15 protein-coding genes, 1 tRNA gene and 3 CRISPR repeat arrays are annotated in these 20,315 nt (G+C 42.0%); of the genes, 3 read left to right on the top strand and 13 right to left on the bottom strand.

Annotation, left to right across the window (positions count from 1 at the left end):
• Nucleotides 1–89: 89 nt before the first annotated feature.
• From I2G61_RS13960 to I2G61_RS13920, 9 genes are all read right to left on the bottom strand, one after another.
• On the bottom strand, nt 90–713 hold the full coding sequence (locus tag I2G61_RS13960; RefSeq protein ID WP_006060981.1) for a GntR family transcriptional regulator: 624 nt from the start codon (nt 711–713) through the stop codon (nt 90–92).
• A 307-nt stretch (nt 714–1,020) separates the two neighbouring features.
• A CRISPR array of direct repeats spans nt 1,021–2,228; the repeat unit is 35 nt; unit sequence ATTTCAATCCACGCATCGTACGCAAACGATGCGAC.
• 158 nt (nt 2,229–2,386) lie between these two features.
• Nucleotides 2,387–2,677: a CRISPR-associated endonuclease Cas2 gene (gene cas2, locus I2G61_RS13955; RefSeq protein WP_072684725.1), complete on the bottom strand. Its 291-nt coding sequence runs from the start codon at nt 2,675–2,677 to the stop codon at nt 2,387–2,389.
• Between the two features lie 9 nt (nt 2,678–2,686).
• On the bottom strand, nt 2,687–3,718 hold the full coding sequence (gene cas1c / locus I2G61_RS13950) for a type I-C CRISPR-associated endonuclease Cas1c (protein ID WP_072684724.1): 1,032 nt from the start codon (nt 3,716–3,718) through the stop codon (nt 2,687–2,689).
• On the bottom strand, nt 3,715–4,377 hold the full coding sequence (gene cas4, locus I2G61_RS13945; RefSeq protein ID WP_195548367.1) for a CRISPR-associated protein Cas4: 663 nt from the start codon (nt 4,375–4,377) through the stop codon (nt 3,715–3,717). Before cas4 ends, cas1c begins: the two co-directional genes overlap by 4 nt.
• Nucleotides 4,367–5,224, bottom strand: a complete 858-nt coding sequence (gene cas7c / locus I2G61_RS13940; protein WP_072684722.1) for a type I-C CRISPR-associated protein Cas7/Csd2 — start codon at nt 5,222–5,224, stop codon at nt 4,367–4,369. The genes cas4 and cas7c overlap by 11 nt, the downstream gene beginning before the upstream one ends.
• Before the next feature lie 4 nt (nt 5,225–5,228).
• Nucleotides 5,229–7,106 carry a type I-C CRISPR-associated protein Cas8c/Csd1 gene (gene cas8c / locus I2G61_RS13935; RefSeq protein ID WP_195396022.1) on the bottom strand — a complete coding sequence of 626 codons (1,878 nt, stop codon included), beginning with the start codon at nt 7,104–7,106 and terminating at the stop codon, nt 5,229–5,231.
• Nucleotide 7,107: 1 nt separating this feature from the next.
• The gene (gene cas5c / locus I2G61_RS13930) at nt 7,108–7,806 is read right to left on the bottom strand and encodes a type I-C CRISPR-associated protein Cas5c (RefSeq protein WP_072684720.1); all 699 of its coding nucleotides are present in this window, start codon (nt 7,804–7,806) and stop codon (nt 7,108–7,110) included.
• 13 nt (nt 7,807–7,819) lie between these two features.
• Complete coding sequence (cas3, locus tag I2G61_RS13925) at nt 7,820–10,348, bottom strand: CRISPR-associated helicase Cas3' (RefSeq protein ID WP_195548366.1); 2,529 nt, start codon at nt 10,346–10,348, stop codon at nt 7,820–7,822.
• Nucleotides 10,349–10,595: 247 nt separating this feature from the next.
• Nucleotides 10,596–11,492: direct repeats of the CRISPR family, unit length 21 nt; unit sequence ATTTCAATCCACGCACCGCGT.
• Between the two features lie 186 nt (nt 11,493–11,678).
• Complete coding sequence (locus I2G61_RS13920) at nt 11,679–12,761, bottom strand: hypothetical protein (protein ID WP_195548365.1); 1,083 nt, start codon at nt 12,759–12,761, stop codon at nt 11,679–11,681.
• A gap of 213 nt (nt 12,762–12,974) precedes the next feature.
• Here I2G61_RS13920 and I2G61_RS16555 point away from each other — a divergent pair, with 213 nt between their 5' ends.
• From I2G61_RS16555 to I2G61_RS13910, 3 genes are all read left to right on the top strand, one after another.
• The gene (locus I2G61_RS16555; protein WP_229100768.1) at nt 12,975–13,259 is read left to right on the top strand and encodes a hypothetical protein; all 285 of its coding nucleotides are present in this window, start codon (nt 12,975–12,977) and stop codon (nt 13,257–13,259) included.
• 452 nt (nt 13,260–13,711) lie between these two features.
• On the top strand, nt 13,712–14,458 hold the full coding sequence (locus I2G61_RS16550; RefSeq protein ID WP_229100767.1) for an FAD-binding protein: 747 nt from the start codon (nt 13,712–13,714) through the stop codon (nt 14,456–14,458).
• A 101-nt stretch (nt 14,459–14,559) separates the two neighbouring features.
• Nucleotides 14,560–15,387, top strand: coding sequence for a SagB/ThcOx family dehydrogenase (locus tag I2G61_RS13910; RefSeq protein WP_229100766.1), 828 nt, complete (start codon nt 14,560–14,562; stop codon nt 15,385–15,387).
• Nucleotides 15,388–15,535: 148 nt separating this feature from the next.
• Nucleotides 15,536–17,251: direct repeats of the CRISPR family, unit length 33 nt; unit sequence GTCGCATCGCTCACGCGGTGCGTGGATTGAAAT.
• A gap of 389 nt (nt 17,252–17,640) precedes the next feature.
• On the opposite strand, the gene I2G61_RS13905 is transcribed toward I2G61_RS13910, so the two are convergent.
• From I2G61_RS13905 to coaBC, 4 genes are all read right to left on the bottom strand, one after another.
• Nucleotides 17,641–17,714, bottom strand: a tRNA-Thr gene (locus I2G61_RS13905).
• A gap of 50 nt (nt 17,715–17,764) precedes the next feature.
• Nucleotides 17,765–18,328, bottom strand: coding sequence for a nucleoside triphosphate pyrophosphatase (locus I2G61_RS13900; protein ID WP_195548364.1), 564 nt, complete (start codon nt 18,326–18,328; stop codon nt 17,765–17,767).
• Nucleotides 18,325–19,107, bottom strand: coding sequence for a type III pantothenate kinase (locus tag I2G61_RS13895; RefSeq protein ID WP_072684712.1), 783 nt, complete (start codon nt 19,105–19,107; stop codon nt 18,325–18,327). Before I2G61_RS13895 ends, I2G61_RS13900 begins: the two co-directional genes overlap by 4 nt.
• A 3-nt stretch (nt 19,108–19,110) precedes the next feature.
• Nucleotides 19,111–20,313 carry a bifunctional phosphopantothenoylcysteine decarboxylase/phosphopantothenate--cysteine ligase CoaBC gene (gene coaBC / locus I2G61_RS13890; protein WP_195548363.1) on the bottom strand — a complete coding sequence of 401 codons (1,203 nt, stop codon included), beginning with the start codon at nt 20,311–20,313 and terminating at the stop codon, nt 19,111–19,113.
• Nucleotides 20,314–20,315: the final 2 nt, after the last annotated feature.

Below are 20,315 nucleotides of genomic sequence, written 5' to 3'. Positions count from 1 at the left end.
TCTGCGTCTTTCTTGTTTCGGTTTTTCTCTCACCAACACTATTTTTGAAAGAGCCGAAAAAAATCGTCCGTTATTGAACGATTTGAGAACTAATGATTTCCGCTGAAGAACTGTTCGACCCGGATAATACAGTCTTCCTGACCAATAAAATAAATGATATCCCCCACATGTAATCGAGCATAAGGCCCTGGAGAAAGAGCCAGTTCTTCCTGATGCCGGATCGCGATGACTGTCGCCAACGTGTTATGCCAGAAATTAATTTCAGAGAGATTTTTCCCGATGTGGTTCATGGTTTCGGTCAATTCAATTTGATAGGGAATGAAAGGATTCAAAGCTTTGAAACGTGTTACTGTATCCAGCAAGCTTTCTAATTGGTTTTTAATTTCATTATTTCTTTGATTTTGTTCGTTAAGCGCTTCGATTAAACCTTCCTTCATCGCGGATATCGTATATTCTTCATCAAATTGACGGACATACATTACGGCGTTCTCCGGCGATTGAATCACCACGCCTACGCCTTGAATGGATTCCACAATTTTCATATCGCAAAGAACGCAAATAGCGCGGCGCGCTGTTTCACTGGAAACGTGGTATTGTGAAGCCAGGGAGGAACGGGCAAAAATTTTATCTCCTATTTTATATTCGCCGCCGGCAATTTTAGCAGCGATATCCGCTGCGATTTGTTGATAGCGCGGGGCATTCTTGGCTTGCATCGGGATCACTCCTTTTTCTTTAGTATACCACAGTTTACTAATTATCAGAGTCTATTTCCAAGGAATTGCTAAATGGATCGGAGATGTCTGTGTTTATTCAGTCTTAAAATGCCATCCGGGGGTTCGCATCATATCTTTAATATTCAATAGATTCCACCTCATAGATATTTGTCTCATACTTCCTGTATACTTCGAGATTTGATCAACATTACATTTATAAATGGTATAACCTATTTAGTTTTGTTCCTTACATTGGGTGCTGATAATAGGATTTGAATAGATCTAACAGCAACCCCTGTATTCTGAAATTTCAATCCACGTATCATACGCAAACGATGCGACCTATGGGGACAAATATTAAGGTTGTTCGATGGGCTATTTCAATCCACGCATCGTACGCAAACGATGCGACTTCCTCCTTTGTGCGATCGTGCTGCTTTTTGGTCGATTTCAATCCACGCATCGTACGCAAACGATGCGACTTTACTGAAGAAGAACTCGATATCATGTACGACATTTCAATCCACGCATCGTACGCAAACGATGCGACAAGGTTGGCCGGTACTTGGAGGAGTCAGTTTTCATTTCAATCCACGCATCGTACGCAAACGATGCGACAGATTCAGATTGTCATTCGATTTTACGGACCAGTGATTTCAATCCACGCATCGTACGCAAACGATGCGACGGATAAATATGATGCAATGTGTTTGCTTCAAGAGATTTCAATCCACGCATCGTACGCAAACGATGCGACCAGATGCTTATCTGCTGCTTGACAATGACGCACAGATTTCAATCCACGCATCGTACGCAAACGATGCGACGGTGCCCGAAATAATGATCACGTCGCCAGTGCCATTTCAATCCACGCATCGTACGCAAACGATGCGACGTCATGGCAGTCGATGTCATTACTGGTGTGGGGGATTTCAATCCACGCATCGTACGCAAACGATGCGACGATAACCGGATTAAATGCAGAGCCGGAAGAGGTATTTCAATCCACGCATCGTACGCAAACGATGCGACCAATGATATTTGCAGCCCGTTTGATCCTGGATTCTATTTCAATCCACGCATCGTACGCAAACGATGCGACGAAACGTTTTGATGGTCTTGTCATTACAGAGGACATTTCAATCCACGCATCGTACGCAAACGATGCGACTCGATAAATCCGCTCCACCGACCATACAATCGATTTCAATCCACGCATCGTACGCAAACGATGCGACTTTGGTGTTAATCCCAAAGCTGAAGCATATTGGAATTTCAATCCACGCATCGTACGCAAACGATGCGACTAGATCCGTTTCTGGTTTTCCAGAAATTCTACATAAATTTCAATCCACGCATCGTACGCAAACGATGCTACTTTCATAGCTTCAAACATAGCCATGATTTTCGCCATTTCAATCCACGCATCGTACGCAAACGATGCTACATGTATAATGAAAATCAGTATGCCCCAGGGCAGATTTCAATCCACGCATCGTACGCAAACGATGCTACCGCAAATAAGAAACGAAAATATAGAATATAGTTTCTTATTTAAGAACTTAATTAACTCATTAAATTTAACTTGTGATATTTCATTAAACTTAGCCTGATTTTAAGTGCGAACACTCCAGACATTTTATGTTTACTTCAGGTTCGCACTAAACTATTATTCAAATGATAAGTGGATCATTGACATCAAAGCTTGGCTTTGCACCTATGTGAATTACTTTATTTTTATATTTATTGCCGAGAATATAAAATCTCAAACTATCAACATTTTTATCAATCAAGCCCTCCAACAAATGCTGCACTTCTATTAATTTTGCATTATCCAAAGAACATTCAAAAACTGAGTTCTGGACTCGCTGACCATAATTAACACACTGCTTAGCAACTTTCCGCAGACGCGTCCGCCCCGCTTTCGTCTCCGTATTCACATCATAAGTAATTAAAACCAACATAAACTGCCTCTACTTCCACATAAATGGCGGATAAGCATCTAAATCTCCCCTTAAGTAGCGCGATAACAATTGAGCTTGCAGATAAGGAGCTAATCCCCAATTCATTTTTTCTGACAAATAAGGATGTGTTAATTCTTCATTTTTCTTAAGCTGCCAGGCTTGGATTACTTTTTTTCTTCCATCATCATTTAAATAAACAGCGCCATTCTCATAATCAAAGAAATCACAGCTATCTATCTCTTTACGATTAATTAATGACAAAACAAAACGATCTGCCAGGCAAGGGCGGAATTCTTCCATCAAATCCAAAGCCAAAGACATTCGACCGGGTCGATCAATATGAAAGAAACCAATATAACAATCTAACCCCACACTTTCCAACGCCGAGGCACAGTCATGAGACAACAAAGTATAAACAAAAGAAAGCAGGGCATTCACCTTATTTAAAGGAGGCCGCCGGGTTCTTGTGGTAAAAACAAAGTCTTCTTTCTGGCGCAAAATCAAATCATCAAAACTGCTAAAATACAATTTCGCTGCCGTGCCTTCAAAACCACGCAGTTCGTCATGACTCTGCACCTTCTCAATCGAATTGAGTATTTCACTCAATTGTTTGGAAATTGCTCGCATTTTCTCAATATCAATTCGCAGCGGATAATCGCGAATAGCACGTTCAAGAATCCATTTACTGTTATAAACTTTGGCTAAAATCATATTTTTCGCGATCAATACACTTTGCTGATTATTCTCGGAAACAAGTATTTGCTTTTTTCTAAGTAAAACATTACCTTGATATTCTCCAACGACACGGCCTAAAAAATAGCCTGCAGGTGAAAGAAAACTGAGCGTTATATTCTGTGACATACATTTTCCCATCAATGCCGGACTGATTCCCTGGTAATTAAACATGACAATGCTGCTTAAATTATGTAATGGAATTCGTTTTATCACTTTTTGCTGATTCAAAATAACAACATTTTCACCATCTAAAGAAAGATAAACATCCGGTAGCGTTATATATAACGTATTTCCAATTTTTCTCATACTTCTTCCTCATGCAGTTTTCTTGTTATATAAGCTTTCGCAGATTCCACAGTCAATCCTGGCAAACAAATTTCTTTCAAAGAACAAGATTGGCATTTTTTACTTTTCCTTACTCTTGGCGTTAATCCTTTGGATAAATACTGATGCATCATATTGTAATCTGTTTTTACCTGATCGCGTAATTCCTGAGATAAACTGACCTCTTCCCTTCTTCTTGTTTCATCATAATATAAATAACCAATATTAACCTCGCAAACCAACATTTCTTCAAGACACATAGCTTGAGCGCAGAGCTGCAGCCGATCAGCGTCAATTGTTTTACTGTGTCCCTTTTTGTATTCCACAGGAATAGATTTATACTTTCCATCAAAATGAATGAGTGGAACCCCATCTTCATCCTGATGGAATTCCACTACATCACAATACCCATTTATTCCCAATGTCTTTGAATAAACGGGCAAATTCCGAGTGATAATTACTTTTCCTCTTTTTTCAAGCTGTGTTTCGTCATGTGCTTTTTCATGAACAATTTGACCTAAAATAGTAAGTGAATTGTCCTCCCAAAGCCGTTCGACATGAATCAAAGCCCATTGACGAGGGCAAAAGCTGAAATGCTGGATGCCAGCTAAATTTAAATACTGATCTTCGCTATAACTCACTGATAATTTCCGGAGTCAGTCCTTCAAGGTCATGGACGATAATTTCATAATCTTCAATTTTACTGCCAATTTCCACATTCTCTTTTCTTCGTACTTCTAAACTACGATGAACCTTCGCTGAAGAATACTGACCCGATGGACAATTATGTTTCCACCAGATTACTTCCAGAACCTCCATGCTGCCGTCAGGACGTGCCGAAGAACAATCATTATCAAACAACGTAATCAGGCATTGTTTAATTTGTTCAGCATCCTTCTCACTAAATCCAGTTTTCTCCGCCAGCTGACAATTAATACTTCCATAAGTCACATAAATTCCAAAGTCTACCGTATTCTTTGTCCCCATCGTATCCGAAGATTTTTTATCACCGGTAACACTATTCACGCTCTTGGTAATCTGCATCTCATTCACAAAAATCGGATCAACACTGATCGCTGGATGAATTGAAACTGGACCTCTTACGCCGATTGAAACCCCTTCACCTTTAGCTCCGCCTGCGTTTTTAAAAGCGAAAACCTGGCCAAAAGCTCTCACATCAAACCACTCTTTACAAGCTGCAGCGGCTGCTTTCTCTTTATCTTTTTCATTTTTAAACGCCGCGCAAGCATCCGCCCGATCCTTCAAGCTTCGATAGGAATCTAAGTTCTTATCATCACTTTGAACAAAAACATTTTCACCCAGATCCATCAACCGATTTCTGATTTTTCGTTTCAAGCAAACATCACTGATTTCTCCACGACCATCCATCGTCGTCCGCGGACGATTACCATTTAATGGATCTCCGTTCGGATTGGCATTCTTCACTGAAAAAACAACCGCAAAATCAATCTTGTTCGTTAAACTCATACACTTAATCCTCCTTTTCAGCCTTAGCTTGATCTTTTTTATAGCCGTACTTTAAATCATGAAGTTGGGCATGAAAACCTAAAACAAATTTACCTGATAAAGGTGCATCTTCAAATTGTTTTGGGTCAATCTGAGAAAGAATATCACTCAAAAGATATTCATAATAATCTGTTTTTAATCTTAATAAATAGGGCTGAAGTTTACTTTGCAAACTAATCAATGTTGATTGCGGATAACGTGAAAATTGGCCCATATACCGCATAGCATTCGTTTCACGTTTCTTTTCATTCTCTGGTTTTGCTTTGTCTTCAATAAAATTCATTACTGCCAAAGCGCGGCCACAAAGATAACTGATATCTTTGCATTCCAAATCTGTTCTCACAGGCATTTCCTCCTCTTTTCCATTTATTCTGGCTTCATCAATGTAATATTTCCGGATCACCGCGCAGCAGACTTCTAAAATCTGATTGTATTCATCTGCGCTTTTCCCATAAGGATTTAAAGCTTTTACGACCGCTTTCTGCATGAAATCCCGTGGTAATGGCTGACCTTCCTGAATACATTTAACCAGTCTTTTTGCTGAAGATGCAAGTAATTTAGGATTGACTGACTCACCATATAATGTCTTGATGATTTTATTCATGTCCGGCGATCCTATGGTTTGACGTGAAATCGTCTTTCCTGTTTCTGCTTGTTTGTAAAATAGGGTTTTATACCAACTTATCGTCTTATGCCAAAATAAAACATTTCTAAATAACTGAGAACTGCTGGTTTGTTGATAATAAATGATTGAAAGTCGTCCCGGAGTTGCAGCTTCCAAGCCCAATGTCATAACTTCTTCATTCGCAATCAAAGGTTTTGACAGATATCCTTTCATCGCTTGATTTAAAGCTTTAGAAAATTTTTCATAAGTATCAAACTGAAACTCTGGCAGATTTTCATCAAGATCAAATAAATCAGCACTTTCATTAAACTCGATCAGACTTGTAATATTACTCCCCCAGCTGACAAATACTGCTTCTCCAAAAGTGCGGCCTTGTTTATTAATTAACCATTTTAGTGCATTAATTGCCTTCTGGGAAGATTCGTACCCCATACTCATCGATTCTTCCGGATTTACAAACCGACCGCGATATGTAAAACCTTGAGAATCATTGGATGAAATCAATTTACTCATATCCGCAGAATTTCTAACTTTTGACGGAATTCTCATAGTTACAGGCATCTGTTGACCTGTGATTAAGTCTAAATCAATTCTTTCCTTCTTCCTCAATTGATCCTGATAAAAATGAGTAAAGGATTCCACTAAATTGGGATCTTTCCACAATTGAACACCATCGACAACAAATCTGACAAAGGCATCGGCTTGAGTTCCCGTAACTATTTGAAAAATCGCTGGTTTGTTTTCTAAACCTTTCCATTTTTCAATTAGTTTTCCTTGTTCGTCAAGGACTAGTATTTTTTCCTCAACTAAATCCTGAATCAAAGTCCCCGCTTCTAAGTATTCAAATAATTCCCGCACTAATGGATACGCATAAGAGGATTTACACCAAGCTTCCAAAAATAAGCGATACTGAGAATAACTTCCGCCTTCTTCTGAATATTGATCAAAATCCTTCGCAATATATTTAAGTTTATCAAATAACGGATGAGGCGCTGGATTTTTACCAGACCGGCTGGAAGATTCAATAGTACAGGGGATTCGTGTCATGGATTCAGATTTAGGCAAAACCCTCGCATATTCAAAACAGCCTTGATCAATCCATACTTCTAACTGAGCTGCTTGCTCTATGTACCCGATCGGTAAAAGGCCTTTTGTTTCTGCCTTTATTTCTTCGAGATTTTGATCATAAACTGAACACAAGTTTTGTATCCATCCCATGTCACTTGTCCTCCATCGTCATATTCACGCCGGGAATAAACTGCTTTTCCGACATTTTCCCTAATTCCCGGATCATTGTACATGACTGCGGTGAAATAAACTCGATCACACCTTTCTTCATAATCGGCATCCAGAAACAGGATTTTAAGTTTTCATCTTGTGATTCAGAAGGATAGATAAACGAATGAAACATAACACCAAAAGCTACCTCTTCAGCTTCATCATAAGGTGAAGTTCCTTCTCCAAAAGTACAAGTTTCAACATAACCCTGGCACTCTCTCGTGCCTAAGAAAATATCTCGGCGGCCGCCGCGAGCAACCATTCTTTTAGCGATATCATAATGCTTATGTTCATTGCGATCCTGCGCTAAATCCGCTCGTTTTTCATTCCAAATGAAATGAGCCTCAACCTGATATTCAACATCATGAAGGTAAGTATACAGCGATAAATCGTTCTGGTTGGAATAATATCGAATTGGCCGAATCCCTTTTGACTGCGTCTGAATGATTTTCATCACCCGGCAACGATCGATAACCCAAATTAATGTAGGTTTCCAATAAATACTTTCTGTGATTCCTTTCAGAGCTTGATACGTCGGGACAGGATAACTGAATTTTTCTCCGCCCACCTTGGTAAGTGGATCTGTAAACAGCGCTTCATTTCCCCAGACACGGAAACAAATCTTATTGTCATAAAGCATTTTCTCACCTCTTTCAAATAATCCATGACTGTGCTTCGAAATCAGTCACACCTTTTTCTTCGTCATAACAGCCTTCTTTTAAGCAATAAAGATCAGCCGCTTCAAAATAACTAAAATTCTGTTTATGTTTCCGAATATAGGATTCATTCAGATTAACACTATAATTTTGAGCTTGACATTTTAATTTTCGCAAATTATCTGGCTGGAATTTAATATTTCCACTGTTCAATTCTTCAATCAGTTCTCTCCCTTTTTCATAAGGGACTAAAACCCCAATTGAATAATCTTCAATCACTTTAAAATACCTTCCTGCAGTTTCAAAAGCTTGATGCATCATCCAGTTTGTACCTGATTTCTTTGCCTTTGAAATTTCAGTCTGCCAACAAGAACAGAAAGAATTCAGATCATATAATGTAAAACCCTGGCTTGTTACAGGATAATCAACTTGATCCTGAATAATTTTATAATATCGAGAATAATACATTTCCAAAGCCTTATTTGATAATATATTATTTTCAAAATCTTCTGGAGCTTTCTTGAATTTATCTAATACATAATGAGAGCAGATCAATTTTCTTGTCAACTGTGAAATGGTTGTATTCTTAGTGATTGATTCATGCATAAAATCAATTTCATACGAATAAAAGACAATGAGTTCGCCTAGCTTTTTATGATCATGTCGATTGCATCTTCCAGCGGCCTGAATTAATGAATCCAATCCTGAACAGGCACGTAAAACAACATCAAAACTGATATCCACCCCGGCTTCAATCAAGGATGTACTCACGCACAAGACTGGAATATTTTCTTTCAAAGCGTTAATCATCTGTTGTATCCGTCTTTTTTTGTGATCAGGGCATAAATTTGTTGTCAAGAGAATTAAGAGTGGCCGATTCATCTCTGGAATTTGCTCAAATTTCTTCTTTAAGCATTCAAATACGCGAGTAGCTCCGGATACAGTGTTCATAATCGTTAATGCATTAGATCGCTCTTGCTGCTTTTCATAAGCAAGTTCAGCAATCTTTTCAACTGAGAAACAATTTTGTACATCTGTCTTATCTGTAACAAAAACACGATGAATTTTTTTCATATCTTTTGAATAATTCGTGTCGATATCTTTGTATTGCGACCATTGTAATGGATGTTTTATTTTTTCCAAAAGTGGCGGCGTAGCACTACATAAAACAACTTTCACATCGGCTAAGTGTTCAAACATATTTAATGCACTATTAAACATTCCGATACAGTTGTCCGGTATAGATTGGATTTCATCAAAAATAATTACGGAATTGCTTAACTGATGAAGACGGCGTACATCTTTTTTCCTTGCGGAAAAAAATGTATCCATAAAGTGAACCAAAGACGTAATAATTATTGGAGAATCCCAGCGCTCTGTTCGCAATTCATATTCCTGAAGTTCTTCCTGTTTTTGTAAATTATCATTTGTTGATGCATTTATTAACTCATTCTCAAAGTCAGAGTAATGTTCAAGAATCCAGTCCGAATGCTCTTCTAAATGGAGGGTTTCTTTAATAGTTTGTGAATTCTGCAATAAAATACTCAGAAAAGGAATAACATAAATAATATGTTTTGTTTCAGGAAAATTACAAGCGTGTTGCAAAGCGAGACGGAGACTTGCCAGGGTCTTTCCGGATCCAGTTATTGATTGTAATCGATATATTCCTGAGGGCCAATTTCCTGCGTTTAAGCATGATTTGCTCACTCGCTTGCGAATTTGATTTAAAGTCGAAGAAGCTTGTGATGGATTGAGTTTTTCTAAACCCAATAATTCTTTATTCAATCTCTCCTGAAGTTCTGCCCAGATTTCTATCCTATTTTCTGCTACCGGAATATTTTTCTTATCTAGAAAACAAGCTGTATCCAGACGATCACTATCTATTAAACTACTGAAAAGAAAACGTTCGATCAGTCCATAGGTGAACATTCCTTCTTCTAACTTCGCCTCTTTGGGTTTATCATCATTTATTTCAAAGGAATGTCCTTTTACAAGTATATTTATTCGGGTATTTAATTGAATTATTTCATTTTGTGCTTTTTCAATAAGCTGATTTATCTCTTCTTTACAATTTAATTCATTGAAAAACGAATCATGAACTGATTGGTTTTCCTCAGCATTCAGCATCCACTCAAAAGGAGAGTTCCCATTTGGATCATATATATCCATCAATCCACGATGATGTCCTAATATCGCGATGGAACATAGCTGAAATAGAAGTGTTCTGAATTGTTGCTGTTTTTTCGGCATTGTCCAAAATTCCTTACCAAAAAATAGTTTCCTTAGTATCTGAGCACCTGCTGCCGAATGATTAATTTTCCCTTTCTTCTCTGTTTGATTTTCAAGCATATATTGCTGAAATACAGGATTGGCTTTCCCTGCATCATGGAGTAATCCTATTAATCGTCCAGTTGATGTAAGGCCAAGCGAAAAACAATTTTCTTCCATCATTCTTGCTACATTTTCACTATGATCTTTTAAGGATTGTGCTCGTTGTTCTTCCCCATCCCAGTGTGCTAATAACATAAACACACCTCCTAATACAACAGTCTTTAATAATTATATTATATCCCATTTTCTAATTATTCCTACCAGAAAATAAGATTTAACTAAAGTCAACTTCTATCAATTAGATTAACAACAAAAAAACGGCGTTATACCATAACAATCAATACATTGCTTGAGATAAAATTCTAGTTATAAAACGATTGGCAAAAATTCACGCACTGCCAGTGGGACATGTCTTAAGGTTATGGATAAATTTAAGAAAGAGATTTCAATCCACGCACCGCGTGAGCGATGCGACCTCTCATTTTGTCCATTATTTTTATGAGTGTATCATTTCAATCCACGCACCGCGTAGCGATGCGACTTTAAAGAATTATAGGTAGAAACTTACATCCGTATTTCAATCCACGCACAGCGTAGCGATGCGACGGGAGGAGATCTGCAATGGCTCGAAGCAGCCCGATTTCAATCCACGCACAGCGTAGCGATGCGACATACCCCTGTGTGACGTTAATCGTCCGCATTCCAAATTTCAATCCACGCACCGCGTGAGCGATGCGACACAGTGTACCTTTTTTATGCTTGTACCCTGCAGGATTTCAATCCACGCACCGCGTGAGCGATGCGAACAGAAATTTTCACATATGTTGGTATACAGCTGAGGATTTCAATCCACGCACCGCGTGAGCGATGCGAACGTCTTCGGTGGAATCGCGCCGCAGAGGCTTCTGGATTTCAATCCACGCACCGCGTGAGCGATGCGAACGAAAAAATAAAGTCTGAAATCGACAATCTCAACATTTCAATCCACGCACCGCGTGAGCGATGCGAACGTCTTCGGTGGAATCGCGCCGCAGAGGCTTCTGGATTTCAATCCACGCACCGCGTGAGCGATGCGAACGAAAAAATAAAGTCTGAAATCGACAATCTCAACATTTCAATCCACGCACCGCGTGAGCGATGCGAACCAGGGAGATGTTCAAGCTTAATACCAGCGTATCAGATTTCAATCCACGCACCGCGTGAGCGATGCGAACAAAAAAGATCAGAAAATTAAGTGGGACAGCGGTATTTCAATCCACGCACCGCGTGAGCGATGCGAACCGCAAATAAGAAACTCAATGACTTTTACTTGTTTCCTATTTCAATTCTATGATAAACAATCTTGGATACACTTGCAATATTTCCTTCAATTTTCACATCTTTCCGGTGCGAACCTCCCTGGATTTTCATGTTCACTTCTGGTTCGCACCAGAATATCCTCAATTTTTATTGAAAATATTCATTACTAATTTTAGGAAAAGGCCAGGTTTGTCTCCAATAAGACATTCCTGACCTTTATCAGTTTTTAATAATAAGCATCATTCAATAAGCTAAACCAGAAAGTTCCCAATCCTTCAGCGGATAAAGATAATTTTCCTTCTCGATTGATAAGACATTCCTGACGTATAAAAGAATCAATTTCACTTTGTATACACTCTGTATATCCTTCAGCGGCAGCTTGCTGGTCCAATAATAACTGCCCGCGAAGTTTTCGCATAGCCATTTCTTCCGAAGATAAAGCCTGAGGATTTTCAATTAACTGCTGACAATTATCAGCTTCCTTTATATAAGTTTCCAAGTTTCGTGTGTTCCTGTACTGATAACCATCAAAGCATGAATAAGCATCTAAACCAAAGCCGACAACCTCGCCTTGCAACCATAATTGACTTAAGAACTGATCTTGGCACTCCTTTTTACAATAAAGTCCTGGCGCATATGCAATCCACCCCTGCTCTTTTAAATACGCATCTGTGGAAAGTAACATTCGACGCTGTAATTTTTGATCAGCTTGTCCTCTTGGTCCTAAATACGGCCGCAGCATCAGATGATCCGGCTCCATTTCCAAACAAGAACGCAATGTGCGCTTTAAAGAAACAAACGTCTGTCCAGGAATTCCCAGATCTAATACCATAGAAACATTATTAACCCGGAATCTATCCAAAAATAAGACCGCATTTTGAACATCCGACAGGATAAACGGAACTTTCAATATCAGCAATTCTCGTGGTTGCAGCGAATGAACTCTTAGTTGGAAACGAGTAGGCTGTCCATGATTCAATTCACTTAATAAAGGGACACATACAGTATTGGGCAACGTTTCAATGCTCACCTCGCAGAAATCCGCTAGCCGATATTCCTGTCGAATTTGATGCAATAACATTCCTAATTTATCCGCGTTCATGATCGTTGGACATCCAGCAAACTTTACTGCAGTAAAAGTAACATCTTGAAAATCAGCCGCAGCACTGTGGATCTCACGGCTCAACGCTTCCACATAATCCAGCATAGTTTGTGAATCCCCAAGAATCTGAAAAGGATGCGCTAAGTTTACTTCCTGCAGACAGAATGGAAAATTGATCGCCATGACCATCGTTTTGTCTGTATTCATCTATCAAAAATCCTCTCCTATTTTCTTTTCGTTCATTATATCACGAATTGCCACTGAAAAAAGAAGATCACGATTTTCAATCAGTCGCTAAAAATGTTCAAATAGTCTTTGTACGAGAATCTGCTTTTCTGAATCCGGATTGTTTGGTCTCTGAAATTACGGGATGATACGAATAACGTAAAGATTTCACAAGGAAACACAAGGAGGGGAAGGATGATGATCAGAGTGTCGCTGATAGAAGATTCTCTGCCGGAAATCCAACGCATGGAGGAAATTCTGAATCGGATCCAGCATGATGAAAAGTTAAACTTGCAAATTACTGTATTTCAGGACGGTGAAAGTTTTTCCTCCATACCTCCGCATTCTTTTGATCTTGCGTTATTGGATATCCAAATGGATGAAACGCAGGCAGCCGCTAAAATCAGAAAACAGGATGAGGATCTGATCATTATTTTTATTTCGAATCTTGCCCAATATCCGTTATGCAACATAAAGTAGCTTACAGCGGGGCAAAGGTTTCCTATCTGATCCATTGCGGTGGTTAGAAAACATGGCCATGCAATTCGCAATTCTATAGCTATCAGGGAAATAATATTGAATTTGTCCACAAATACATTGTTAAATATATGCAGGAACATGGAGCCGATGGTTCTTCGAGCATACCGGTGTTGTCTTAATTCAGGCGGATGACAGGACAGTCATGGGGTTAATTGCAAGGAATACCGTCGGCGAATACATTAAATTCACAGCGAGCAAAGGTGTTATCTTATCCGCCGGTGACTTCATTGGCGATCCTAAAATGTGCTGAGCTTTACTGAATGAAGGCATGGAATGGGCAGAGCGTATGGAAAAAGGCTGAAGATTGAGCGAGCACGACGATTCGTGTAGGAGTCGGTCATAAAATGGGCTGTTGGGCTGGCGGCATGATTGAAGATTCCCCGCGTGGATAGATGGCGCTGCGAGGCGGTGTAAGCGGTCCTTGGGGAACCTGTCCGGTGTTGATGCTGAATGTTGAAGGTACACGTTTCTGCAACGAAGGCGCAATCAGTCGGCTGGGTTCCGTATCTAAACGTCAGCTGGCAGGCTTAGCTTGCTATGTCACGGATGCGAACTGGAGCGAAACTGTAGCGAAGGCGCCGCTGGATCACGGAGCGCCTAACTTTGGCATGGATGATTTTTACGATGTATTGAAAGCCGATATGGATGCGGTTGAGATCGGCAATCCGGAAGGCTCGACAGTCACTGGGGCAAATCTGGCAGAACGGAAAATGATGAAGGGTACGGTTTTTGCTGCCAATACGCTGGAAGAATTGGCAGACTTGTTAGGTTATGAGGGGGAAGCAAAACAGAATTTTCTTGACAGTATTGCGCATTATAATGAGTTATGCCATTCGACCGAGGGAGATACAGATTATGGCAAAGATAAAGAATTCATGATCCCGATTGAAAAAGCGCCGTTCTATGGCGGAGCTGGAAATTTAAGTCATGGCGGCAATCCGTCAATGGTTACGTTGTCGGGACTGGTTACGGATGCGGAACAAAACGTGCTGAATACACAATGGGAAAAGATCGGCAACCTGTATGCGGCGGGTAATTGTTTAGGTGGCCGTTATGGCTTAGGTTACAGCACGCCGATGGCAGGCAATTCAGTCGGTATGGCAATGACCCATGGTTGGCTGACAGGGCATACTTGCTGAAAAAATAGATATGATTTTTTCCATTCTGACTTTGTTGGGATGGAGTTTTTCTTTTTGTTTTCCTGCGGACTGTTATAATAAAGAAAAGGGAGGGCCTTAAAATGATGGATGAAAAGCGTATACAGACACTTATTCGGGAAGGCCGGCAGTTTTTGCATTGTCAGAGTATTGCAGATCAGGATGATTTTGTATCTGATCAGCAGTTGAAGAAACCGCAGCCACCGCTCGTGAAGGCTGCGATGAGCGAACAGAGAATAATGCTGCCGCGGAATTTTGAAGATTTGGATATCGATGGGGATTTTACTGAGATTTTATCAAGACGACATAGTTCTCGTGTTTTTACTCAGCAGCCAGTTAGTTTACTTCAGTTATCGTATTTATTATGGGTAAGTCAAGGGGTGAAAGAGATTCGTGGAAAGCGATACGCAACATTGCGAACGGTGCCATCCGGCGGTGCTCGTCATGGATTTGAAACGTATTTGATTGTGCGGATGTGCGAGGGATTGGATTGTGGAGTTTATCATTATTTGCCGATGGAGCATGCGCTTGAATTTTTACATAGAATAGATGATGAAGAGCAGATGATTTCGGATTCACTGTGCGGACAGCGCTGGGCGAGCAAAGCGAGTGTTGTTTTCTATTGGTCGCTGGTAGCCTATCGTTGCGAGTGGCGATATGGGATTCGAGCGCATCGAGTGGCATTGATCGATGTGGGACATGTTGGACAGAATTTATATCTGGGCTGCGCCGCGCTAAATTTAGGGATTTGCGGGATTGCGGCGTTTGATGATAAAGTTTGCAGTGACATTTTTGGATTGGATAAAGATGAGGAATTTATTATTTATACTGCACCTGTAGGAACGCTTAGTTCTGCGGATATTGAGAAAGAAAAAGGTTTCTATCGATTTGTGGAAGAAGAAGGTCTTTAAGTGCGAACGTGAAGTGAACATAGAAATCCTGGGAGGTTCGCACCGGGAAAATGTGAAAATTAAAGAAAATATTGCAAGTGTATCCAAGATTGTTTATCATAGAATCGAAATAGGAAACAAATAGAAGTCATTAAGTTTCTTATTTGCTGTCGCATCGCTCACGCGGTGCGTGGATTGAAATATCTATACGATAGGCCACAGGCAGGAAAGGACTCTGACGTCGCATCGCTCACGCGGTGCGTGGATTGAAATTTGAGGCAACCGTAAAAACTGCGGAGAGGGCACTGCGTCGCATCGCTCACGCGGTGCGTGGATTGAAATCCGAAGCTCGATTACTGCGGCTTAGAAGCAAAAGTCGCATCGCTCACGCGGTGCGTGGATTGAAATATAGTGGCGGCTTAAGCTTATCTACATTGCCCGGTCGCATCGCTCACGCGGTGCGTGGATTGAAATGCATAATGGGGCGTTGTGCGTGTTAGATGAATGTGTCGCATCGCTCACGCGGTGCGTGGATTGAAATATACAAAATAATAGCCTTATCAAGCGCGAGCAGTGTCGCATCGCTCACGCGGTGCGTGGATTGAAATCTGTCCGCCGCATCGGGGTACAGACCATGCGTCAGGTCGCATCGCTCACGCGGTGCGTGGATTGAAATTTTTATCAACGACTTAAAAATAACGACTTTATCGTCGCATCGCTCACGCGGTGCGTGGATTGAAATTATTCGTGCGACGATCGTCTTCAGCAGATCGTTTTGTCGCATCGCTCACGCGGTGCGTGGATTGAAATAGGCTCGCGGTGCAGTCCATTATCATATTTTGTCGTCGCATCGCTCACGCGGTGCGTGGATTGAAATATAAACATTACAAGAGCATTTCTAGAAATGCCAGTCGCATCGCTCACGCGGTGCGTGGATTGAAATTCTATTATGCTATGCAAGCGTGGCTCAAAGATGCGTCGCATCGCTCACGCGGTGCGTGGATTGAAATGGTCAACGCTGGTTGAAGCGTAGATGTAATAATTGTCGCATCGCTCACGCGGTGCGTGGATTGAAATATGCGTAGTCTGATTATCGAGAAACAAATATCCCTGTCGCATCGCTCACGCGGTGCGTGGATTGAAATTGCGCTTCGGGTAGTCCGTGTCCAAGTCTGTCCACTCGTCGCATCGCTCACGCGGTGCGTGGATTGAAATCTTCATCGGGAATGGAGTCTTCCCTAATCCGTCAGTCGCATCGCTCACGCGGTGCGTGGATTGAAATGTGATGGGATGGCAGAAGGGATCAGGCAAGGAAGATCGGGTCGCATCGCTCACGCGGTGCGTGGATTGAAATGACCACGCCCATTCCGGCATAGATCGTCATGTCGTCGCATCGCTCACGCGGTGCGTGGATTGAAATCCCATGGTCTGATCCGCGATGCGCAGGGCCGCAAAGTCGCATCGCTCACGCGGTGCGTGGATTGAAATTGTATTGGTTTAGGCTGGTATTGCGAAAACATGGAAGTCGCATCGCTCACGCGGTGCGTGGATTGAAATCAGATCGTGGATAATGATGTTATTTTCACGATCCGGCCGTCGCATCGCTCACGCGGTGCGTGGATTGAAATTCATTTCCTCCCATTACTCATTGACCGAGTATTGTCGCATCGCTCACGCGGTGCGTGGATTGAAATACGACTCATAGCATTCACAAGGGATACTTCAATACGTCGCATCGCTACGCGGTGCGTGGAATGAAATTGATACTGATGATATATTTGGTGTGTCGCATCGCTACGCGGTGCGTGGATTGAAATATCACCTCCTACTCGTACCGGATGAACCGGCTGATGTCGCATCGCTCACGCGGTGCGTGGATTGAAATTATAAATATCAGTTTCTGAGCACAAGCAGCGTATGAATTAAAACTTTTTCAAATTATGTGAATTAATTAGATTGAACAAAAAAAGTCTCGCTTAAGAATAAGTAATTTGCTCCAACACAGAATGTTTTATTGGAAAACTCATGTCAAATATTGTATCGGTTATTATTAAGTTGCTCCGTTAATCTGCTTTACAAAAAAGTAAATCAATAACTTAAAAAATCAAAACTCCGACGACCATGAAACCAACACGATTGTCTATATTCAACACCGTTATTCATAAAAACTCAAAACATCGACCAAAATCACGAAAATAAAAAATTGTACACTTTTCGTACACTTTGAAAACGAAGGCATCAAAAAAGCCCTTAACTAAGGGCTTTATCGTTAACTGGTGCCGATACCCAGAATTGAACTGGGAACTGAGCATTACCATTGCTCCGTTTTACCATTGAACTATATCGGCAGGCATTTAATATAATATCAGTTACTTATAAAAAATGCAACAGTCTTTTTTCAGAAATCAAATTTTTTCAAAGCTCGCAGGACACGCGCAACCGGGAATCCCATAATTGAGTAAAAATCACCGATAATTCTCTTCGCCAGAAAAAATCCCTCTCCCTGAATTCCATACGCCCCCGCTTTATCCAACGGCTCGCCCGTCGCTACATAAGCTTCAATCTCCTCTGTCGTTAATGGATAAAATTCCACATCACTCACATCGCAGAAACAAATCCTCTGATCAGCGGAAAGCAAACATACGCCGGTCATAACCTGGTGCGTTTTCCCCGATAACCGTGTAAGCATCGCTTTCGCCTCTTCCACATCTTCAGGTTTCCCTAAAATCTGCCGCTCCAGCACCACGATCGTATCCGCACCGATCACTACCGCTTCCGGATGTCGTTCAAACACAGTGTACGCTTTTCGCCACGCCAACTCCTCCATCGCCGCTTCCAGCGAAATATCCGGATTCAATGCTTCATCAATATCCGCAACCTCAACGCGAAACGGAATATGGCAACGTTCCAAAAGCTCTCGCCGGCGCGGCGACTGACTCGCAAGAATTAATTCACGCCTCATTCCCGATTCCCCTTCTGATTTTTATCATAAATAATCTTCATTCCCTTAAACGCCAAATCCGGATCATATTCGTCAATGCAGTTCGTTTCCTTCACCAAAATACGGCCCAACCCTCCCGTGGCAATCACTTTCAGCTGCGGCTGGTTCAGTTCCTCTTTAATCCGACGCACAAGATATTCCACCTGTCCGATATAACCATAGACCAACCCCGACTGCATTCCTGAAACAGTATTTTTTGCTAAAACACGCTCCGGCTTGATAATCTCAATTTCCGGTAATTTCGCCGTCATCGACCACAAAGCCTGGGCTGCAATCTCAATTCCAGGTGAAATCACAGTATATTCAAACACCCCTTTGCCGGAAATATAATCATAGGTCGTGGCCGTACCGAAATCAATGACCAGACACGCCTGATGATACAAGTGATAAGCAGCCGCGACGTTCACAATCCGGTCGGCCCCCACTTCTTTCGGATTTTCAGAATTCACGGAAATTCCTGTTTTGACACCCGGGCCAATGATGAGCGGTGTACAATGAAAATATTTAATCACCGCACTTTCCAAAGAATGCATAATTTTGGGAACAACGCTGGAAATTACGACGTCGTGAATCAGGGAACTGTCAATTAACCGGGTTGACAACATCGTCCACAATACCATTCCCAATTCATCCGAAGTCCGCGGCGTTTTCGTCGTCATCCGAAATGTCGCTTTTAAGTCGTCATGATCAAACACGCCGACTGTGATATTGGTATTCCCAACATCCAAAGTCATCAACATAGGCTATTTCTCCCTTTTCTCTTTCAAGATTACCAGACAACGCTTCAGCAGCTCATAGGCCAGATCTTCCTTGCGCATAAGCGGCAGCGTTTCTTCACCCTGGGCGGTGATCACCGTGACCCGGTTTGTATCGATTCCAAAGCCAGCTCCACTTTCCCGCAGGTCGTTCGCGACGATCAGATCAGCATGCTTGGATGCCAACTTTGTACGCGCCCGCGCTAACAGCTGCTCGGTTTCCATCGCGAAGCCGCACAATACCTGATCACTCCGCTTTCTCTCGCCTACGGCTTTCAGGATATCCTGCGTTCGCTTTAATGTCAGCTGGAATTCCCCATCTGTCTTTTTTATTTTTTCCGAAGCCGTTTCCACCGGCGTATAATCCGCCACCGCCGCCGCTTTGATAATCAGATCTGATTCGGAAGCCCGGCTGAACACAGCTTCGGCCATCGCCTGTGCGGAAGTCACCGGCTGGTCCTCTACCCCGCGCAAAGCAGGCAAAGCGGTCGGACCATGGACTAACGTAACCTCCGCGCCCCAGTTCCGCGCAGCTTTAGCAATCGCATATCCCATTTTTCCACTGGAATGATTCGTCAGATATCGGACCGGATCCAAAGCCTCCTGGGTCGGCCCGGCACTGACCAGCACCTTCAATCCTGCCAGCGGCTTCTCCGTAATCAAAGCCTGTTCAATCTCATCCTCGATCACATCCAATGGCGCCAGCCTCCCTTTGCCGACGTCGCCGCATGCCAGTAAACCGCTGTCCGCCTCTACAATCCGCATTCCCCGCGCCTTCAACAACCGCAGATTTTCCTGCGTCGCCGGATTTTCCAGCATTCCGGTATTCATCGCCGGGCAGATGATTTTCGTGCAGCTGCAGGCCAGAAAAGTCGTCGTCAGCATATCGTCCGCCAGTCCATGAGCCAGCTTGGCGATCACATTCGCTGTCGCCGGGGCGATCACAAACACATCCGCCTGTTTCGCCAGGGAGACATGCTGAACATGATATTCGAAATTCCGATCAAATGTATCCACACTGACTCGATGACCGCTCAGCGTTTCAAAAGTCAGCGGGCTGACAAACTCCGTCGCATTGCGGGTCATGATCACGTGAACGTCCAAATCCCTCTTTTTTAAATCACTTGTCAGCTGTGCCGCTTTGTACGCGGCAATGCCGCCGGTGACGCCTAAAATCACAGTTTTCTTCATCA

It is taken from the genome of Holdemania sp. 1001095H_141210_F2 (assembly GCF_015558105.1).
Classification (GTDB): domain Bacteria; phylum Bacillota_I; class Bacilli_A; order Erysipelotrichales; family Erysipelotrichaceae; genus Holdemania.
The sequence above is the reverse complement of the archived record's forward strand: the minus strand, read 5'-3'. Positions and strand labels throughout refer to the sequence as shown.